This is a genomic window from Halalkalibacter flavus, assembly GCF_036663575.1.
Taxonomy (GTDB): domain Bacteria; phylum Bacillota; class Bacilli; order Bacillales; family Bacillaceae_D; genus Halalkalibacter; species Halalkalibacter flavus.
In genome coordinates this window covers 121336-141028 of the sequence record NZ_JAWRVK010000003.1, presented here as the reverse complement: position 1 = coordinate 141028, position 19693 = coordinate 121336, and the positions used below count along the sequence as shown (strand labels likewise).

15 protein-coding genes are annotated in these 19693 nt (G+C 39.7%); 1 reads left to right on the top strand and 14 read right to left on the bottom strand.

Annotation, left to right across the window (positions count from 1 at the left end; genetic code table 11):
- Positions 1-3: 3 nt before the first annotated feature.
- From hemB to hemA, 5 genes are all read right to left on the bottom strand, one after another.
- Positions 4-987: a porphobilinogen synthase gene (hemB, locus tag SAY88_RS03215; protein WP_332629246.1), complete on the bottom strand. Its 984-nt coding sequence runs from the start codon at positions 985-987 to the stop codon at positions 4-6.
- Positions 984-1775, bottom strand: coding sequence for a uroporphyrinogen-III synthase (locus SAY88_RS03210; RefSeq protein ID WP_332629245.1), 792 nt, complete (start codon positions 1773-1775; stop codon positions 984-986). Before SAY88_RS03210 ends, hemB begins: the two co-directional genes overlap by 4 nt.
- Positions 1772-2707: a hydroxymethylbilane synthase gene (hemC, locus tag SAY88_RS03205; RefSeq protein ID WP_332629244.1), complete on the bottom strand. Its 936-nt coding sequence runs from the start codon at positions 2705-2707 to the stop codon at positions 1772-1774. The genes SAY88_RS03210 and hemC overlap by 4 nt, the downstream gene beginning before the upstream one ends.
- Before the next feature lie 580 nt (positions 2708-3287).
- Complete coding sequence (locus SAY88_RS03200) at positions 3288-4103, bottom strand: cytochrome C assembly family protein (RefSeq protein ID WP_332629242.1); 816 nt, start codon at positions 4101-4103, stop codon at positions 3288-3290.
- 18 nt (positions 4104-4121) lie between these two features.
- Complete coding sequence (gene hemA, locus SAY88_RS03195) at positions 4122-5501, bottom strand: glutamyl-tRNA reductase (RefSeq protein ID WP_332629241.1); 1380 nt, start codon at positions 5499-5501, stop codon at positions 4122-4124.
- 389 nt (positions 5502-5890) lie between these two features.
- Here hemA and SAY88_RS03190 point away from each other — a divergent pair, with 389 nt between their 5' ends.
- Complete coding sequence (locus SAY88_RS03190; protein WP_332629239.1) at positions 5891-6367, top strand: LiaI-LiaF-like domain-containing protein; 477 nt, start codon at positions 5891-5893, stop codon at positions 6365-6367.
- 74 nt (positions 6368-6441) lie between these two features.
- On the opposite strand, the gene yihA is transcribed toward SAY88_RS03190, so the two are convergent.
- From yihA to leuB, 9 genes are all read right to left on the bottom strand, one after another.
- Positions 6442-7029, bottom strand: a complete 588-nt coding sequence (yihA, locus tag SAY88_RS03185) for a ribosome biogenesis GTP-binding protein YihA/YsxC (RefSeq protein ID WP_332629238.1) — start codon at positions 7027-7029, stop codon at positions 6442-6444.
- A 1-nt stretch (position 7030) separates the two neighbouring features.
- Positions 7031-9352, bottom strand: a complete 2322-nt coding sequence (gene lon / locus SAY88_RS03180) for an endopeptidase La (RefSeq protein WP_332629236.1) — start codon at positions 9350-9352, stop codon at positions 7031-7033.
- A gap of 138 nt (positions 9353-9490) precedes the next feature.
- Positions 9491-11155 carry an ATP-dependent protease LonB gene (lonB, locus tag SAY88_RS03175; RefSeq protein ID WP_332629234.1) on the bottom strand — a complete coding sequence of 555 codons (1665 nt, stop codon included), beginning with the start codon at positions 11153-11155 and terminating at the stop codon, positions 9491-9493.
- 286 nt (positions 11156-11441) lie between these two features.
- Positions 11442-12716 carry an ATP-dependent protease ATP-binding subunit ClpX gene (gene clpX / locus SAY88_RS03170; protein ID WP_250096970.1) on the bottom strand — a complete coding sequence of 425 codons (1275 nt, stop codon included), beginning with the start codon at positions 12714-12716 and terminating at the stop codon, positions 11442-11444.
- 554 nt (positions 12717-13270) lie between these two features.
- Complete coding sequence (tig, locus tag SAY88_RS03165; RefSeq protein ID WP_332629233.1) at positions 13271-14563, bottom strand: trigger factor; 1293 nt, start codon at positions 14561-14563, stop codon at positions 13271-13273.
- Between the two features lie 125 nt (positions 14564-14688).
- Positions 14689-15747 (bottom strand): hypothetical protein, encoded by a 1059-nt coding sequence (locus SAY88_RS03160; protein ID WP_332629230.1) that lies wholly within the window; start codon positions 15745-15747, stop codon positions 14689-14691.
- Between the two features lie 694 nt (positions 15748-16441).
- Positions 16442-17020, bottom strand: a complete 579-nt coding sequence (gene leuD / locus SAY88_RS03155; RefSeq protein WP_332629228.1) for a 3-isopropylmalate dehydratase small subunit — start codon at positions 17018-17020, stop codon at positions 16442-16444.
- A 13-nt stretch (positions 17021-17033) separates the two neighbouring features.
- On the bottom strand, positions 17034-18452 hold the full coding sequence (gene leuC, locus SAY88_RS03150) for a 3-isopropylmalate dehydratase large subunit (protein ID WP_332629226.1): 1419 nt from the start codon (positions 18450-18452) through the stop codon (positions 17034-17036).
- Positions 18453-18595: 143 nt separating this feature from the next.
- Positions 18596-19687, bottom strand: coding sequence for a 3-isopropylmalate dehydrogenase (gene leuB, locus SAY88_RS03145; RefSeq protein WP_332629223.1), 1092 nt, complete (start codon positions 19685-19687; stop codon positions 18596-18598).
- Between the last annotated feature and the right edge of the window lie 6 nt (positions 19688-19693).

The window sequence follows — 19693 nt, the reverse complement described above, 5'->3', positions numbered from 1 at the left end:
TTCTTATTGATCTTCGCGTAACCAACGAACAGCATCTTTCGCATGGTACGTTAAAATTAAATCCGCCCCTGCGCGTTTCATGCTTGTGAGCTTCTCTAACACAATTTCTTTTTCATTGATCCAGCCATTTTGACTCGCTGCTTTAACCATTGAATACTCACCACTTACGTTATAAGCAACAAGCGGGTAACCAGAAATGTCTTTTACTTCTCGGATTACATCCAAATAAGAAAGCGCTGGTTTCACAATAAGGAAATCGGCTCCTTCTTCCATATCCGACTCAGCTTCACGAATGGCTTCTAGACGATTGGCTGGGTCCATTTGATACGTTTTGCGATCTCCAAACTTTGGAGAACTATGAGCGGCATCACGAAACGGACCATAAAACGCAGATGAGTACTTCACGGCATAAGACATAATTGGTATGTCAGTATATCCTGCAGAGTCTAATCCATGACGAATTGCAGCGACAAAGCCATCCATCATATTTGAAGGGGCAATAATATCGGCTCCTGCTTCAGCTTGAGATACAGCTGTTTTTGCAAGCAGGTCAAGCGTACGATCATTTAATACTTTGCCTTCTTCAATCACTCCACAATGACCATGATCCGTAAATTGACATAAACACGTATCAGCAATAACCGTTAAATCAGGGTGATTTTCTTTAATTTGACGTATTGCTTTTTGAACAATTCCTTGATCATGAAAAGCCGAGGAACCTACATCGTCTTTGGAATTTGGGACACCAAAGACGATAATCGCTGGAATTCCAAGTTCTACTACTTCGTTTACTTCAGCGTCTACTAAATCAAGCGACCATTGATATACTCCTGGCATAGACGGTACTTCATTTTTTTCATTTGCCCCTTCTGTCACAAAGATTGGATAAATAAAATCTTCACTATGTAAATGAGTTTCTCTTACCATGCTTCGGACACTTGCCGATTGACGAAGTCTGCGGTGGCGGCGAAATGATAGATCTTTCATGATAACTTTCCTCCTCTTGAATGAATAACAATTTGTTCTACTAAATGTTCAATCGTATATGTATGTGGAACAATCGTTACGTTTAATCCGTTGTTGACTGCAGTACGTGCTGCGATTGGTCCAATGCATGCAATTGTTGGTTGAAAATCCTTCTGTTCATGTTTAAGGAGATTGAATAGTTTTATGTAATGACGAACAGTTGAAGAACTAGTGAAGGTGATATAGTCTAGCTGCTTATGTACTTGTAATACTCTGTGTAACTGCTCTTTTGCTTGTATCGGACAAACTGTTTCATAAACAAACAAATCCGTAACCATTGCCCCCATTTGAGATAATTGATGAATTAGATCAACTCTCCCTAGGTTACCTCGAGCTACAATTACCCGCTCCCCTTTTTTAACCTTTCCCATTAGAGCTTCTACTAGCCCTTCTGCAACATATTCCTTTGGGATGACCGTTGCTTTTAAACCAAAGCTTGCAAGCATCTCTTCCGTTTTCTCTCCTACGACAGCTATTTTCAATGCTGTAAAATCGAGCTCTGGCTCCAAGCTTTTAACGTGTTCCATAAAGAAGCGCACTCCATTTGTACTCGTAAAAATAAGCCATTGGTAATCCTGTAATTCGTTTAAAACTTTTTGAACTTGATGGTTATTGGTTGATTGAAATTCAATCAGAGGAACTTCAATTGCTTCTCCTCCCTGCCCTTCAATCAACCTTGATAAATCATGTGCTTGTTCCTTTGCTCGTGTAACGAGAACCGTTTTACCAGCTAAAGGTCCACTTTTCATCCTTCATCTAGCTCTTTCTTCACTTGATCAAGTATTTCTTTCGCTCCTTGATCTAGTAGCAACTGAGATGCTAGTTCTCCTACAGTAACTGGATCTGTTCCGCTTACGGTTTCCTTTAACAATACCTTTCCATCAGGTGAACCAACCAAAGCAGTAAGCTGCACTTCATTGCTGTCAGTTATCGTAGCATACCCTGCAATAGGCACTTGGCACCCACCTTCCATTCGGTTTAAAAAGGTACGCTCAGCTGTTACCGTACGATTTGTATGGTTATTATTAATATGTTGTAACAGTTCCATTAAATCTTCATCATCTGAACGACATTCTAGTCCTAGAGCCCCTTGTCCAACAGCCGGAACACACATGGTTTCATCCAGACATTCAGTGATTAAGTCTTCTGGAAATCCTAGACGTTTAATACCAGCTACCGCCAAGATGATTGCATCAAAGTCTTCTTCTTTTAGCTTTCGTAATCTTGTTTCCACATTACCACGAATCCATTTCACTTCTAGATCAGGCCTAGCAGCTAAAATTTGAGCTGAGCGTCTTAAACTACTCGTACCGATAATTGAACCAGCTGGCAAATCAGCTAATTTAACATGATTATTGGAAATGAGTGCATCACGCGGATCTTCACGCTTTGTAATGGCGGCAAGCGCAAAACCTTCTTGCAACACAGAAGGGACATCTTTCATACTATGAACAGCCAAATCGATTTCCCCATCTGCTAATGCTTGTTCAATTTCTTTAACAAATAATCCTTTTCCGCCTACTTTAGAAAGGGTCACATCAAGGATTTTATCCCCTTTTGTGACAATTTTCTTCACTTCAAACTCATAGGGTAACCCTGTCTTCTTCAGTTGTTCAATTACCCAATCCGTTTGTACTAGAGCAAGATTGCTCTTTCTTGATCCAATTACAATTTTACGCATAAGATCCTCCTGTTTTTTACTTTCATTTTGGCCCTTTTATTCTTAACTTAAAAGGTTATCAGATAGACTGAAATAGAAAAAGGGTAGTTCGTTCTTTTTCCTGAGTTTGCTAGTGCCTTGATTGCAGTGGCTCCTCTCGCCGTGCGCCTTTTGAGAAGCCCGCTCAAAGGCTTAAAACATGACGGCGGCTCCGCTCACTGCTTAGTCGCAAGAGAAAAAGGGTAGTTCGTCCTTTTTCCTGAGTTTGCTAGTGCCTTGATTGCAGTGGCTCCTCTCGCCGTGCGCCTTTTGAGAAATCCACTCAAAAGGCTTAAAACATGACGGCGGCTCCGCTCACTGCTTAGTCGCAAGAGAAAAAGAGTGGTTCGTTGTTTTTCTTTGTTTGCTGGTGCCTCAGTTGCAGTAACATAAAAAGGGTAGTTCGTCCTTTTTCCTTAGTTTGCTAGTACCTCGTTGGCAGTGGCTCCTCTCGCCGTGCGCCTTTTGAGAAATCCACTCAAAAGGCTTAAAACATGACGGCGGCTTCGCTCACTGCTTAGTCGCAAGAGAAAAAGGGTAGTTCGTCCTTTTTCTCTTGCGACTAATACCATATATGGAATGAGGAGTATTGGCCGGATAGGAAATAGTTTATGAGAAGGACTAAAAATCCGGCGATTCCAAGTAGGGCCATGTTGTAGCCTCTTACTAGTTTAACGACTCTCTGGTAGATAAAAACAGCATAAATACCTAATACAATTAAAGAGCTTACTACTTTCGAATCGAAAAATGGAACGTATGTAAGCTGGCTATGGGCCCAAATAAATCCTAATATGAGTCCGATTAACAAAAATGGCCAAGCGATCATAACTGCTATAAAAGAAAATGAATCTAATTTTGACAGTGCTCCAAATCGAAGCAATCGCTTACCCCAAACTTTACGCTTTAACATTTGATGCTGAATGGCGTACATGATTTGACATGCAAATGAGAAGGTAAAGGCTGCATAGGAGAGCAGGATGAACGAAATGTGGATGATGAGGAGCTCTGATGCTAAGAGAGCGGAAAGTGATTCAGGAACATCTCCATCAGGTGTAAACAAACTAAAGGCCATCATACTAAACCCTATGACATTTGTGAATAAAACAAGAAAGTCTACGCGAAAAAACCAGTTGATAGCCAGCGAAAGTGTAACGACTAACCATGCATAGAAAAACAGCCCTTCAAAAGGTGTTAACAATGGAACACGGTCTAGTTCTATAGCTCTTATAACAAAAAAAACCGTTTGAAGTACCCAAACAATAGAAAGCAACCAGAAGGCCATTATATTGACCTTCCGGTTGTGCTGTAAGAAATCAACGAAATAACCAATTAAGCTAATACTGTATAAAACAATCGTAATAGGATAAATCCAATTCATACGTTTGTCCCTTCTTCCCTATGAACGGACAACAGCTGTACGTTGTCTTGATACGTTTACGTATTCTTGTTTTTGATTCTCCCATTGTTTCTCGGCTTTTTCAATTCGAAGCTCTTCTTCTTGTGAAGCTAATTCATCTTCTAGTGCAAAGATCTTCGTAAATAGTTCCAATGCTGCATCGGCATCAGGCTCAGCAGCTAGCTCTTTCACTCTTGTTACTGGATCACGTAAAAGTTGATTTACGATGCTTTTCGTATGCTTACGTAACACTTTTATTTCGCGCTCTGATAAGTTTGGTAGCTTTCTTTCTATACTTTCCATCGTTTCAGCTTGTACAGCAAGTGCTTTTGTTCGAAGTGCTGAAATGATCGGTACGACACCAAGCGTATTCAACCATTGCTTAAACTCATCGATCTCTGCCTCTACCATAATCTCTATTTTCTCTGCTTCACGCTTACGTTCAGCCAAATTAGCTTCCACAATATTTTGTAAGTCATCAATATCATATAGATATACGTCATCAAAATCAGCTATCGCTGGATCTAGATCACGCGGCACAGCAATATCCACCATAAAAAGCGGGCGCCCCTTACGTTTTTTCATAGAGCCTTGCATCATTTCTTTCGTCACAACAAAGTCTCGAGCACCCGTTGAACTAATCAACACATCTGCTTCTGCTAATGTTTGCTGAAGCTCTTCAAAAGGACGCGCTTGTCCGAGAAAACGAGCTGCTAGTTCAACCGCTTTTGCTTCTGTACGATTAATGACTGTAATTTTCTTTGCTCCGTTTGCATGCAGGTGCTTCGCTGTAAGTTCACTCATTTTCCCAGCACCTAAAATCACCACATGCTTTCCTGAAAAATCCCCGAAAATATTCTTTCCAAGCTCTACAGCTGCATAGCTGACAGACACAGCATGTGCTCCAATTTCAGTACCTGTATGAGCTTTTTTTGCAAGTGTTACAGCTTGTTTGAACAGTTGATTAAAGATCGTTCCTGTTGCTTGGTGTTCTTGCGCTAATAAGAAACTATCTCTCACTTGTCCTAAAATTTGAGTTTCTCCAAGGATCATCGAATCTAACCCACAGGAAACACGGAACAAGTGCTCAATTGCATGATGATCTTCCCGAATATCTAAATAAGGGATGAACTCGTCTTTAGGTAAGTCAAACCACTCTGCTAGAAACGCTTTCGTGAAGTGACGGCCTGTATGCAATTGATCAGCCACAACATATACTTCTGTCCGGTTACAGGTAGAGATAATCGTACATTCAAGAATGCTTTTCATATTTCGTAACTGTGCTAATGCATTCGGTAGCTCTCCTTCTTGGAACGAGAACTTTTCTCGTAATTCGACAGGAGCTGTTTTGTAATTAAATCCGACAACAAGAATATGCATCCTGACGTTCACCCCCATTTTTAATATCCGTTCATATCTCTTTATATCTATTATAAAAGTTATTTTATTCGTAAACAACATACTGGATTAACCCTACCAGTATAACTCAGTACATTATAACATGTCTAATGTAGGAGTCCAAAAAAAATTGTGAACAGATCATGAAGCATATGCTATCATGATGGTATTGTTACAACGTATTGGCTTCTAAGCCAAACTCTACCTTTATCGATTATTGTATCCAATTTATTTAATATGTATAAATAATTGTCTAAAATTGCGAAATATAGACCAGTACTGATTAACTTTAAAGAAAAGACAATTTATGCTTACGAAATACCCGTCTTAAAGAGTGCATTAAAAAAGGCACTTATGAAAGGAGAATACTAATGAAGACACAGCGTATCTTCCCTGGTGTCCTACTTATAGGTGTCGGTTGCTATTATTTGCTTCAGCAATTCTCTATACCTTTTGACCAACAGCTTTTAAGTTGGCCCTCTATCTTACTTGTTTTAGGCCTTGCTCTATTATTACAAGCTTACATAGGCCGTGAATATTCGATGACTTTCCCAGGAGTTATTCTATTTGGGTTGGCTATTCACTTTCACTTTCAATCATTGGCAAACTGGTGGCCGAACCATGGGGGGGTCTATACGAGTATTGTCGGTCTAGCTTTCATTCTTTCTGCTAGAAAGCAGAAAAAAGAAGGGATGCTTATAGGCATGCTACTAATTATCTTTTCCCTCCTTAGCTTCGCCTCTATCAATCCATTTAGTTGGTTATACGAGGCCTATTCCTTCCTAAGTTCGTTGTGGCCAATTTTCCTTATTGCCGTAGGATTGTTTTTACTTTTAAAAAGAAAATAAATCTTATTAAATAACAAATAAGAGGTTTCTAAAAGGTGCATTCACCTCTTTAGAAACCTCTTTAGCTATCCCCATTACTGAGATATATAGTGCTGAATCGTTTTCCACACCTGTTCTTTTCCTTGTGCCGTTTCAGAAGAAAAAAGAAGTAATGGATCTGACTCGACTTTTTCTAAATCATTTCTTATCACTTTCAAGTGCTTCTCCCATTTTCCTTTAGGAATTTTATCGCTTTTTGTTGCAACGACAATGACGGGAATATCAAAGTGTTTAAGCCAGTTATACATCATTTTATCATCTGCAGATGGCGGATGACGCAGGTCCACTATAAGCACAACCGCTTTTAATTGTTCACGATCTTGTAAGTACGTTTCAATCATTCGACCCCATGCTTCTCGCTCAGGCTTTGGGACTTTCGCAAAGCCATAGCCGGGTACATCAACAAAATAAAGCATTTCATTGATCTCATAAAAGTTTAACGTTTGCGTCTTACCTGGTCGTTGCGACGTGCGCGCCAACCCTTTTCGGTTAATCATTTTATTTATAAATGATGATTTACCAACATTTGATCTCCCGGACAAAGCGATCTCAGGTAAGCGAGATGTTGGATATTGCTCTGGTTTCACTGCCACATGGGCTAATTCTGATTTTGTTACTTTCATTCTACTCTCCTAACGCGTGCTTTAAGACTTCATCTAGGTGAGATACAAGAATGAACTGTAAGTCTTTTCGCACGCTCTCTGGTACATCTTCTAAATCTTTTTCGTTATCTTTAGGGATTAAGATTGTTTTTAACCCTGCACGGTGAGCACTCATCGATTTTTCTTTTAAGCCACCGATTGGAAGGACACGCCCTCGGAGTGTAATTTCTCCTGTCATTCCAACTTCTTTCTTTACTTTTCGTTCTGTTAGTGCTGATACAAGTGCCGTAGCCATTGTGATCCCTGCAGAAGGACCATCTTTTGGTGTTGCCCCTTCAGGAACATGAATGTGAATATCATTTTTTTCGTTGAACTCAGGGTCAATATTCAACTCAGCTGAACGTGAGCGAATATAACTAAATGCGGCTTGAGCCGACTCTTTCATTACATCACCAAGCTTACCAGTTAAGGTTAGTTTCCCTTTTCCAGGTGCTACTGACACTTCAATAGATAACGTATCGCCACCCACTGTCGTATAAGCGAGCCCAGTTGCTGCTCCAACTTGATCTTCCTCTTCTGCTATTCCGTAGCGGAATCTTGGTTTTCCAAGCATTTCTTCTACTGTATTTGCAGTAAGAATGACTTTTTTCTTTTCAGCGGTTACTATCTTCTTTGCAGTTTTTCGGCAAAGTGTTGCGAGTTGGCGTTCAAGATTACGGACCCCCGCTTCACGGGTATAGTAACGAACCACCTTTTGAATCGCTTCATCCTTCATCTGTAGCATTCCTTTGCTAAGTCCGTGATCCTTCATTTGCTTAGGTAGTAAGTAATCCTTCGCAATATGAATTTTCTCAAGCTCTGTATAACCAGCTAGGGAGATAATTTCCATTCGGTCTAAAAGTGGCCCCGGAATCGTACCGATATTATTTGCTGTAGTGATGAACATAACTTTAGAAAGATTATAAGGCTCTTCAATATAATGATCACTAAACGTATTATTTTGTTCCGGATCAAGCACTTCAAGAAGAGCAGAGGACGGATCCCCTCTAAAATCATTGGCCATTTTATCAATTTCATCTAAAAGGAACACTGGATTTATTGAACCCGCTTTTTTCATCCCTTGAATCAAACGTCCAGGCATTGCCCCGACATATGTTCTGCGATGACCACGAATTTCCGCTTCATCACGAACCCCACCAAGGGAGATACGGACAAACTTTCGATTTAATGAACGCGCAATTGAACGCGCTAAGGATGTTTTTCCAACCCCTGGAGGACCAGCTAAACAAAGGATTGGCCCTTTTAACTCACGAGTCAGTTGTTGAACGGCTAGGTATTCCAGAACACGTTCTTTCACTTTTTCAAGCCCATAATGATCTTCATCTAAGATCTCTTCTGCTCGGACCACATCTAATTGATCTTCGGTTTCATATGTCCAAGGGAGTTGAATAAGCCAATCTAAATAATTACGTAGTACAGAACTCTCTGCTGAATTTGCCGGCATTTTCTCATAACGATCAAGCTCTTTTAAAAATTTCTCCTTCACGGAATCAGGCATTTCTACTTCTTTAGCCTTTTCTCGTAATGTTGAAACTTCTCCTGTACGCCCTTCTTTATCGCCCAGTTCTTTCTGGATTGCCTTCATCTGTTCACGTAAATAATATTCTTTTTGTGTCTTTTCCATTGACTTTTTGACACGTTGGCTAATCTTTTTTTCTAAACCGAGTACTTCTTGTTCATTGTTAAGGATTTCAATTAGTTTAAGTAAGCGAGCCTTAATTGAATGCATTTCGAGCAGCTCTTGCTTTTGATTTAATTTTAACGGTAAATTAGCAGCAATGACGTCAGCAAATGGGCCTGCTTCATGAATATCTTTCACGGAAGCTAACGTTTCAGCTGAAACTTTTTTTGAAACCTTTGTGTACTGTTCAAACATTGATAATAGGTTTCTCATTAATGCTTGTATTTCTGGTGTGAGAAAAGAATCTTCCTCAACAATAAGTTCAGCCTCTACTTGTAAGAATTCATCCTTTTGAATAAACTGGTCAATTTTTGCACGTTGCAAACCTTCAACGTGAATTCGAACTGTTCCATTCGGAAGTTTAAGAAGGCTCTTCACCTTAGCCAATGTACCAATATGATAAATTTCATCTTCTGTTGGGTCATCTATTGATATTTCTTTCTGAGTTGCGAGTAAAATTTGATGGTCTTTCTCCATCACTTGTTCTAACGCCTGAACGGATTTCGGTCTTCCAACATCTAGGTGAAGAACCATAGCTGGAAAAACTAGCAATCCGCGTAACGGTAGAAGCGGAATTTGTCGTCTGTCATTTGATTCGACCATCCGCATACACCTCCATCTCCAATACATCCTATTTCCTATACCAAACCTATTCCAAATTTTACCTTGGTATGATTTGGTGTTTTTACTAAAAGGTTTGAATGATTCAATTTTATCTTATCGCTATATGTTTGTCTAATATTAGACAGGAGCGATGGAAGTGGTTAGATCTGTACTTGCTGGTACAACTTCTTCTTCTTCTTGCTCAATGGCAAGATCAAGCACTTCGTCTAAGTGCTCCACAGCGACTATTTCAACTCCCGTAATCTCCTGCAAAATGGCTTGTTTATTTTCTTTTGGAATGATCACCATTTCTGCACCTGCTAATTTCGCTGCTTCCACCTTTGCAACAACCCCTCCAATTGGCTTCACTTTTCCATGAATTCCAAGCTCGCCAGTCATAGCAATTGTGTTCTTTACTTTCTCTCCCCGAATTGCAGAATAGATTCCTGTTGCAATCGCTGTGCCTGCAGATGGTCCATCTACTGGACCGCCGCCAGGGAAATTTACATGGATATCATAATCCTGTGTTGGAATTCCCATACGTCTTAAAACCGTTACGACATTTTCAACCGATCCTTTTGCCATACTCTTCCTTCTAATTGAACGCATTTGGTTACCAGTACTTTCTTCTTCTGCAATTCCTGTTATATTTACAGTGCCTTTACCCGGATTTTCTAGGACATTCACTTCTATTTCTAATAATGCCCCTAAATTGGGTCCATAGACGGCAAGCCCATTAACAAGTCCAATAGCTGGGTTACTATGGATCTTCCTTTCCGGTCTGGGAGCAATTTGACTCGCATGAAGTACCCACTCCACATCTGCGACAGTCAGTGCGTTTCGATTTTCAGATGTTGCAATCCCTGCTGCAATTTGAACAATGTTTACTGCCTCTCGTCCATTTGTTGCATATTTCGCAATTCGTTCGATGGCTCCATCTTCCGCATCAAAATTAATCTTTTTCGCTGCTTTTTCAGCAATCTGAATAATTTCTTTTGGTTTTAATGCACGGAAATACACTTCTAAACAACGAGAGCGAATTGCAGGCGGCAATTCGTCTGGAGTTCTTGTTGTCGCCCCTACTAGCCTAAAATCTGCAGGTAACCCCTTTTGAAAAATTTCATGAATATGTCGTGGGATTTGCTGATTTTCTTCACTATAGTATGCACTTTCAAGAAACACCTTGCGATCTTCTAACACTTTTAATAACTTATTCAATTGAATCGAATGAAGTTCACCAATTTCATCAATAAAAAGCATACCACCATGCGCTTTAGTAACCGCCCCATGCTTCGGTTGCGGAATTCCAGCTTGTCCCATTGCGCCTGCCCCCTGATAAATTGGATCATGGACAGACCCGATAAGTGGATCTGCAATCCCTCTTTCATCAAAGCGAGCAGTCGTCCCATCAATCTCAACAAACACAGCATCCTGTTTAAATGGAGACCCGGCATTTTTTTTGGCTTCTTCTAATACAAGTCTAGCTGCTGCAGTCTTTCCGACACCTGGTGGTCCGTAAATAATGACATGTTGAGGATTCGGTCCACACAGTGCGGCACGCAATGAACGAATGCCTTCTTCTTGCCCAACTATATCTTCAAACGAAATCGGGCGAACTTTCTCAGATAAAGGCTCACTAAGTGAGATAGAACGCATTTTTCGTAGCTCTTCCATCTCCTTGCGTGATTCACGGTCTATAGAGACCTTTTGATTACGTTGACTTTTTAATAAATTCCAAAAGTAGACACCTATGATGACCCCGAAAAATAATTGGATCACCAAAGCAATTCCTGTCCAGTTCATGATGAAACCTCCCAGAAGTAGTCGTTTTGTTTCCCTTAGTATGACCGGGAAAAACAACACTAATCAAAGAAAGTTTTGAGAATGATTGGAGAAATTCAACATGCCCAATTCAAAATGAGCTACTTAAAATGTGAAAATCACCTGTTCCCTCCTTAAAAAGCGGTTATTTTTTAAATGCAACCGTAAATTTTAAGTGTTAATTACTGTTGGTTTTTTATGTACTTTTTGAAAACAAGCTATCATTGCGTGTAAAAAGCGGATCCGCAAATGCGGATCCGCTAAAAATTTAAGCACTCTCTTTTGGTTCTGTTTTTGGCAACGTGATTTCTTCACCATCTGCAGTGAGCAACGTTGGTAAGTCGTTTTCTGTAACACATTTTTCATGAATGATACATTTTACGATATCTTCACGTGACGGAAGATCAAACATAACATCAAGCATAAGTGTTTCAATAATTGAGCGTAATCCACGAGCACCCGTTTTACGCTCAATAGCTTTATTGGCAATTTCACGTAAGGCTTGTTCTGTAAACTCAAGCTCCACATCGTCTAACTCCAATAGCTTTTTGTATTGTTTAACTAATGCATTCTTCGGTTGTGTTAAAATCTCTACTAATGCATCTACATCCAGTGGCTCTAGGCTTGAGATTACCGGTAGACGCCCGATGAATTCCGGTATTAAACCGAAACGCAGCAAATCTTCAGGCAGCACTTTTCCTAAGTATTCTCCAGGCTTAAGATCTTCTTGTTTCACATCGGAACCAAAACCAATTACTTTTTTACCAAGACGACGCTTAATAATTTGCTCAATTCCATCAAACGCGCCACCACAAATAAATAGAACATTTGTCGTATCAATTTGAATAAATTCTTGGTGCGGATGCTTACGTCCACCTTGTGGAGGAACACTTGCACTTGTTCCCTCAAGAATTTTCAGAAGCGCTTGTTGAACCCCTTCACCAGAAACATCGCGTGTAATCGATGGATTTTCGGATTTACGTGCAACTTTATCAATCTCATCAATATAGATGATTCCTTTTTCAGCTTTTTCTACATCATAATCAGCAGCTTGAATTAATTTAAGAAGAATGTTCTCAACGTCTTCCCCTACATAACCAGCTTCTGTTAATGATGTTGCATCTGCAATTGCAAATGGAACATTTAAAATTCGAGCCAATGTTTGTGCGAGTAACGTTTTCCCGCTGCCTGTTGGCCCAATCATACAAATATTACTCTTTGATAATTCAACATCATCAGAACGTGAAAGTGAGTTAACACGCTTATAGTGGTTATATACTGCAACCGATAGTGATTTCTTAGCACGATCCTGTCCAATGACGTAATCATTTAAAATTTGCCTAATTTCATTTGGTTTCGGGATCTCTTGAAATTCAACTTCTTCTTCTGTTCCTAGTTCTTCTTCAACGATTTCCGTACAAAGTTCAATACATTCATCACATATATACACGCCTGGTCCGGCAACTAACTTTCGAACTTGGTCTTGTGTTTTTCCACAAAAAGAACACTTAAGTTGTCCTTTTTCTTCATTAAACTTAAACATTCAATCATCACCCCTTAGAAAATATTGTACCATCCTCAAGTAACTCTGCCTTAATACCGGCTTTTTTATGAATGGACACGACAATACAATAACTACAAACAGATAGTAACTAAGACTATTTAATCGTATGTGTCGTCATTGTATCACATAAACGATAAGAACCACTAAAGATAACCCTTATGGCCTGTAGAATGCACCAACATCGACTCGTAATGAATTTGACCAATAGGTTCTCGCTTCACACCTCCATGTCCCTTTGAATTAACGGAATTTCTATGTACTTGTGACTAGACATAGAAGAAGAGCAATCAAGTATGATTACTTCATTTTATGTATGGATTGATTATACATTCAAGATTAAGTAAGAAAAATCCTTTTTCTTGTACAAATTTCATTACAGTACAATTTTTGTGCGTGCCCATCCTTATACTAAGCTTGTTCAATTCCTGCAAACTCCATACATACAGCCAAAGCAACCTGGAAAGCAAGGAAAAAACAAGGTACGAAAAATCGCACCTTGTTTTTTTAATTAATCTACATTAATAATCAAATTCTTACGCTTTTTTGCTGTTTTCAACAAGAAATTCAACAGCTTTTTGGATTTTTAGATCGCCTTTGATTCCTTCAAGACCACCTTGTGCTGCTAAAATATTTTTAATTTCTTCAGCAGAACGTTGGTACATTTCTGCCATTTTTTCAATTTCTTTATCTACATCTTCATCAGTAGCTTCAAGATTTTCTACAGAAGCAATTGCTTCAAGTGTAAGATTTACACGAACACGCTTCTGGGCATCTGTTTTGAATTGCTCACGCATTGCATTCTCATTTTGTCCAGAGAATTGGAAATACATTTCAAGATTCATACCTTGAGCTTGAAGACGTTGCTCAAACTCTTGAAGCATACGATCTACTTCAGTAGTAACCATTGCTTCTGGAATATCAATTGTTGCATTATCAGCAGCTTTTTGTACTAATGTATCGCGAACTGCATGTTCTGCTTGATGATCTTTATCCTTTTGTAGCTTGTCTTTTAGTTGAGTCTTAAGCTCTTCTAACGTTTCTACTTCTTCGTTTGCATCTTTTGCAAACTCATCATCAAGTGCTGGTAATTCCTTGCGCTTGATGTCATGGATTTTCACTTTGAATGTTGCTGGTTTACCAGCTAGGTTTTCTGCATGGTACTCTTCAGGGAATGTTACTTCTACGTCTTTTTCTTCTCCAGCTTTTAAACCAACTAGTTGTTCTTCAAAACCTGGGATAAATTGACCAGAACCTACTTCTAAAGAGTAGTTTTCAGCTTGTCCACCTTCAAATGCCTCACCATCAACGAAACCTTCGAAATCAAATACAGCTGTATCACCATTTTCAATTGCTCCATCTTCAACGACAACAAGCTCAGCTTGACGCTCTTGAAGCTGCTTAAGTTCAGCATCTATATCTTCGTCTGTTACAGTTGTGTCTTGCTCTTCTACTTCAAGACCTTTGTATTCACCAAGCTCAACCTCTGGTTTCACAGTTACTTTAGCTGTAAACACAAGAGTAGCTCCTTTTTCCATCGTTTCAATGTCAATTTCAGGACGGTCAACCGGCTCGATTCCAGCTTCTGCAACTGCACCAGCATATGCTTCTGGAAGTAAAATATCAAGAGCATCTTGGTAAAGTGATTCTACACCAAATTGCTTTTCAAATAATGAACGAGGTACCTTACCTTTACGGAATCCTGGTACATTAACCTTTTTTACAACCTTTTTAAATGCTTGATCAAGTGCTGCATCCACTTTTTCAGCTGCTACATCAACTGTAAGGACGCCTTCATTTCCTTCTAACTTTTCCCATTTTGTAGTCATTTACTTTCCCTCCAACTTATACACATCTCGTTTTTTTCAAACGATAGATTTCTTCTATTATCTTTGACAACCACTCTAGTATAACATATCGTCAGTTCATTTCAAATAGTTGATCCAAGCCCAGTCTACGTTTCGTCGTTCTTATTAATAAGATAACTTGTATCAATTTGATAGACAGACGATTCTAGTTCTTTTACTTCTTTTACTTTCTCCATAAATAACTTATTTTTAAATTGATAGCGCTCTATTAAATCTTCGAGATTTTCTTCTAAACCGATTCGTTCACAAGCGCAATAATGGAAGACATCACCCCAGAACTCAACATCTTCTGGTTCTGGTAAGAAAGGATAGATTGACCAAAGGTGGGTCCAGCTAAGTTGCTTTGTAATCTCATATAAAAGTGGGTCGTTATGTTCGAGCTCATTACTAAGATAACTTAGTATTTTTTCGTAAAAAGCCTGTTGAACGTCATTGTTCATATCTCTTGGAACAATATGTTTTTCTCTACCTTGTTTCTTTATATGTATGATTTCATCACATTCTTTTTCCTCTAATGTCTTCAGTGCAATGCTTTGCAAGACATAATCACGATCTTCGTCTTTTAAAAATTCAACAATTGCTCTTGTTGCACCTTTATTATCAATCTCTCTTAAATATTGAAGCGCTTTAGACTGAAGTTCCAAAGAATCAGAATGAAGCATTCCTACTAACTCTGGCGAAAGAGGTTCATCCTTTATTTCTAATTGATTCAACCATACTTGGTCTCCTACCATCTGTCTACTGAAATGGAGCAATTGATAAAATGACTCGGCAAATTGAGGCGGAAATTGATTTTCAGATAGAACGGCATCTAATATGTCGACTACTTCTTGATATTTTCCTAACTGAACAAGCAAAGAAATATGTACTTGTAAATTTTCGTAATAATCTCCGATGCCTTCTTTAAGTAGACTATTTGTATGCTCTACAGCCTCTTCTAGCCGACCTAGCTCAACTAAACTTAACATTTTACCAAATAGTACTTGTGGATTTTCGGGCTCATGCTCCTCTGCTGATAAAAAAAAGTCATATGCAGCTTGCCCATCTTTATCCTTTAAAGCGTCCATTCCTTTTTCTATTAAGCGCTTAACGAGGCCGGGGTATAATATTACTTTCTTATCTTTTTTATGTATTCGTTTATCCACTAGAGAACCGCCTCACTCTATATCATGAGTTTACGTGAGTTTAAAAATGATTCATTGTAATTGTTGAATTGTCGTTCACGCTATTACCTAAGTTTATCAGTTCCCCCCCTCCATTACAATGAATCGCATTAAGAAAAGCCGCACACTCTCTTTTCTTAAATGCAATGCGCGAAGTTGTCTCTTTCTTTTTCGCCTATTAAGAGTGAGTTTCTATGCAGGCGTACAATTTAAAGGCTGTTTTCGCATACTTTGTTGTTTTTATGGGGGACGCGTCTCCACATGTTCGTTCCATTGCGCTCGAGCCACTCGCTTTCCGCGGGGAGGTGTCAAGCCTCCTCGGCTACGCCTGTGGGGTCTCGACCCTACCTCTTCATGAGGCCACTGAAAAAGGTACGGTTTATACCTTTTTTCAGTGGCCTCTAAGCAATGAGCGGAACCGTTGCTTTGTCTTAAGCCTGTTATGAGTGGGTTTCTCATAGCAGGCGCGCAACGCGTGGAGCCATTGCTGCTTCCTCGAACCTGCTAAAAAGAACTTTTTCAGTACCCTACCTCTTCATCCCGCAGGAGTCGAGTGACTTCCGCTCCATTTCACTACGAGAAAACACTTTTCTTCACAGCAATAATCTTTACGAAAACAACCTATTTAAAAAAGGGCAATTCTATCTCGCCAATGGCGTTAGAATCACCCTTTTACTTACGCTTTTTGTTCAAATGCTTCTATTTGCTTCTCATACTTAAGAGTTAATCCGATCTCATCCCAACCATTCAGGAGCATTTCTTTCCAATAAGGATCAATTTCAAAAGAAGCTTCAAATCCTTCTCCACTAATCGTTTGCTCTTCTAAACTAATGCTTAGCTCAAAAGATTCATTTGCGCCTTTTTGTAAAAGCTGCTGAACCTTTTTCTCGTCTAGTCTAATTGGTAACATGCCGTTCTTTACACAGTTATTATAGAAGATATCAGCAAAGCTAGGGGCAATGATTACCTTAAATCCATAATCATGAAGAGCCCACGGTGCATGCTCACGTGAGGAGCCACATCCGAAATTATGTGCGGCAACTAAAATGGTTGCACCTTGGTTGTGCTCTTGGTTTAATTCAAATTTAGGATCTGGGCTGCCATCAGCTAAAAAGCGCCAATCATAAAATAAAAATTGACCAAAACCTGTTCTCTCTACACGCTTTAGAAATTGCTTTGGTATGATTTGGTCTGTATCTACGTTTACTCTGTCCATTGTTGCAACGATGCCTTTATGATTTACAATCGGTTCCATTGTTGTCCCTCCCTTACTGCGCTATTTGTTGTTTTTTCCACTCACGAACATCAACGAAATGTCCGGCTATTGCTGCTGCTGCTGCCATTTCAGGACTAACTAAATGCGTACGTGCCCCTTTTCCTTGACGTCCTTCAAAGTTCCGGTTAGATGTTGACGCACAACGCTCTCCTTCTGGAACAACATCAGGGTTCATGCTTAAACACATGCTACATCCAGAGCTACGCCATTCAAAGCCAGCCTCTGTAAAGATTTGATCTAACCCTTCCTCTTCAGCTCGTTGTTTCACTTTTTGCGATCCAGGAACAACAAGGGCTCTTACATGTTCTGCAACTCTTTTTCCTTTAATAACACTAGCAGCTGCTCTAAGGTCGCTTAAGCGTGAATTTGTACAGGAGCCAATAAATACATGTTGGATTTCAATTTCTGAAATTGGCGTACCAGGTGATAGTTCCATATAGTTTAACGCTTGTTGAATCGCACGTTGATCCGTTTCTGTCTTCCCATCTGTTGGTGAAGGAACCAGCTTTGATACTCCTACACCTTGTGCAGGATTTGTTCCCCATGTTACCATCGGTTCAATTTCTGATGCATCAATCGTTACGACTTGATCATACGTAGCCCCCTCATCTGTTGCTAACTGCTTCCATTGTTCTACTAACTCATTAAAAGCAGCTCCAGATGGAATGTACTCACGGCCTTGTAAATAGTCAAAAGTCACTTGATCTGGACTGATTAAACCTGCTTTCGCTCCAGCTTCAATTGACATGTTACAAATTGTCATTCGTTCTTCCATCGTCATCCCACGAATCGCATCACCAGTAAATTCAATAACAGATCCTGTTCCGATGTCTACTCCGAATTTAGCAATAATTGCTAGAATCACATCTTTCGCTGAAAGTTCTGACGATAACTTGCCTGTTACACGCACCTCTAGCGTCTTTGGTCGAGATTGCCATAATGTTTGAGTAGCTAGAACATGTTCTACCTCACTCGTTCCAATTCCAAAAGCAAGCGCTCCAAATGCACCATGTGTTGAAGTATGACTATCTCCGCAAACAATCGTTTTACCCGGCTGAGTCAATCCAAGTTCAGGACCAATGACATGGACAATTCCATTCTCAGGATGATCTAAGTCTGCTAGATCAATGCCGAATTCCTTGCAATTTGCTTCAAGTGTTTCCATTTGAGTTCTTGCAATTTGATCCGTTATGTCATAGCGGTTTACCGTTGGGACATTATGATCCATCGTTGCAAACGTTAAATCAGGTCGTCTTACTTTACGATTAGCCAGTCTTAACCCTTCGAATGCTTGAGGTGATGTCACTTCATGAACCATGTGCAAATCGATGTAGAGGAGACTTGGCTTTCCTTCTTCTTGAATTACTTCATGCGATTCCCAAATTTTCTCAATGATCGTTTTAGGTGCCATATTCGCTCCTCCTCGTTGTTAATAATTTAGTAGACTAATAGGATGACGTAGAAACCCCTATCACTACAACCTTCTAGTATGACTAGTAGACTGAGAAAAAGGCTTACGGTCCCTTTACGTCATCCCTTTTTATTTCAATTTTTTTATGAGATGACCACTTTCTTTGCTAAAGCATCAATTACTTGATTCGTCATTTCTTCTGTCGATAAAGCATTGCTTGCATCATTTGTTAAGTCAGCTGTCCGGTGTCCTGCTTCTAGTACGTCATTAATTGCTTCAGCCAATGCAGTTGCCTCATCCGTCATCTCAAATGCATACGTCAACATCATTACAACGGAGGAAAGTGTTGCTAGTGGATTGGCAATTCCTTTTCCTGCAATATCAGGAGCAGAGCCATGAATTGGCTCAAATAGACCTGGACCGTCTTGACTTAAACTAGCAGAAGGCAACATCCCTAGTGATCCAGTAATCATTGACGCCTCGTCACTTAATATATCACCAAACATATTTTCTGTCACAATAACATCAAATTGTCTTGGATTACGTACTAATTGCATAGCCGCATTGTCGACAAGCATATGACTATATTCAATATCAGGATATTCCTTAGCTACTTCGTCAACAACTTCACGCCATAAACGACTTGATTCAAGTACATTTGCTTTATCAACTGACGTTAAAGCTCCGCCGCGAATCTTAGCAAATTCAAATCCTTTACGTACGATGCGCTCAATTTCTTTTCGTGAATAAACGAGAGTATCAACCGCAAGCTGCTCTTTACCTTCGCCTCGGCGTTCACGTGGTTCGCCAAAGTACAGACCTCCTGTTAGCTCTCTCACTATAACAAGATCGACACCTTGAATGACATCATCTTTAAGTGGTGAAGCATCTGCTAATGCATCATAAATAGTAACAGGACGAAGGTTAGCAAAAAGATCTAGCTCTTTTCTAAGCCCTAGTAAACCTTTCTCAGGACGCTGGTCCCCAGGAAGAGTATCCCATTTAGGACCACCTACTGCCCCAAGTAATACTGCATCACTTTTTTTACAAACTGATAAAGTCTCAGCTGGGAGAGGTGTACCTGTCTTATCTATCGCTGCTCCTCCAAGATCAGCAAATGTAAACTCAAATTCATGTTGATACATTTTTCCAATTTCTGAAAGTACTTTTGTTGCAGCTTCACATACTTCTGGGCCGATCCCATCACCAGGGAGAATCGCAATGTTCTTTTTCATTTCTTT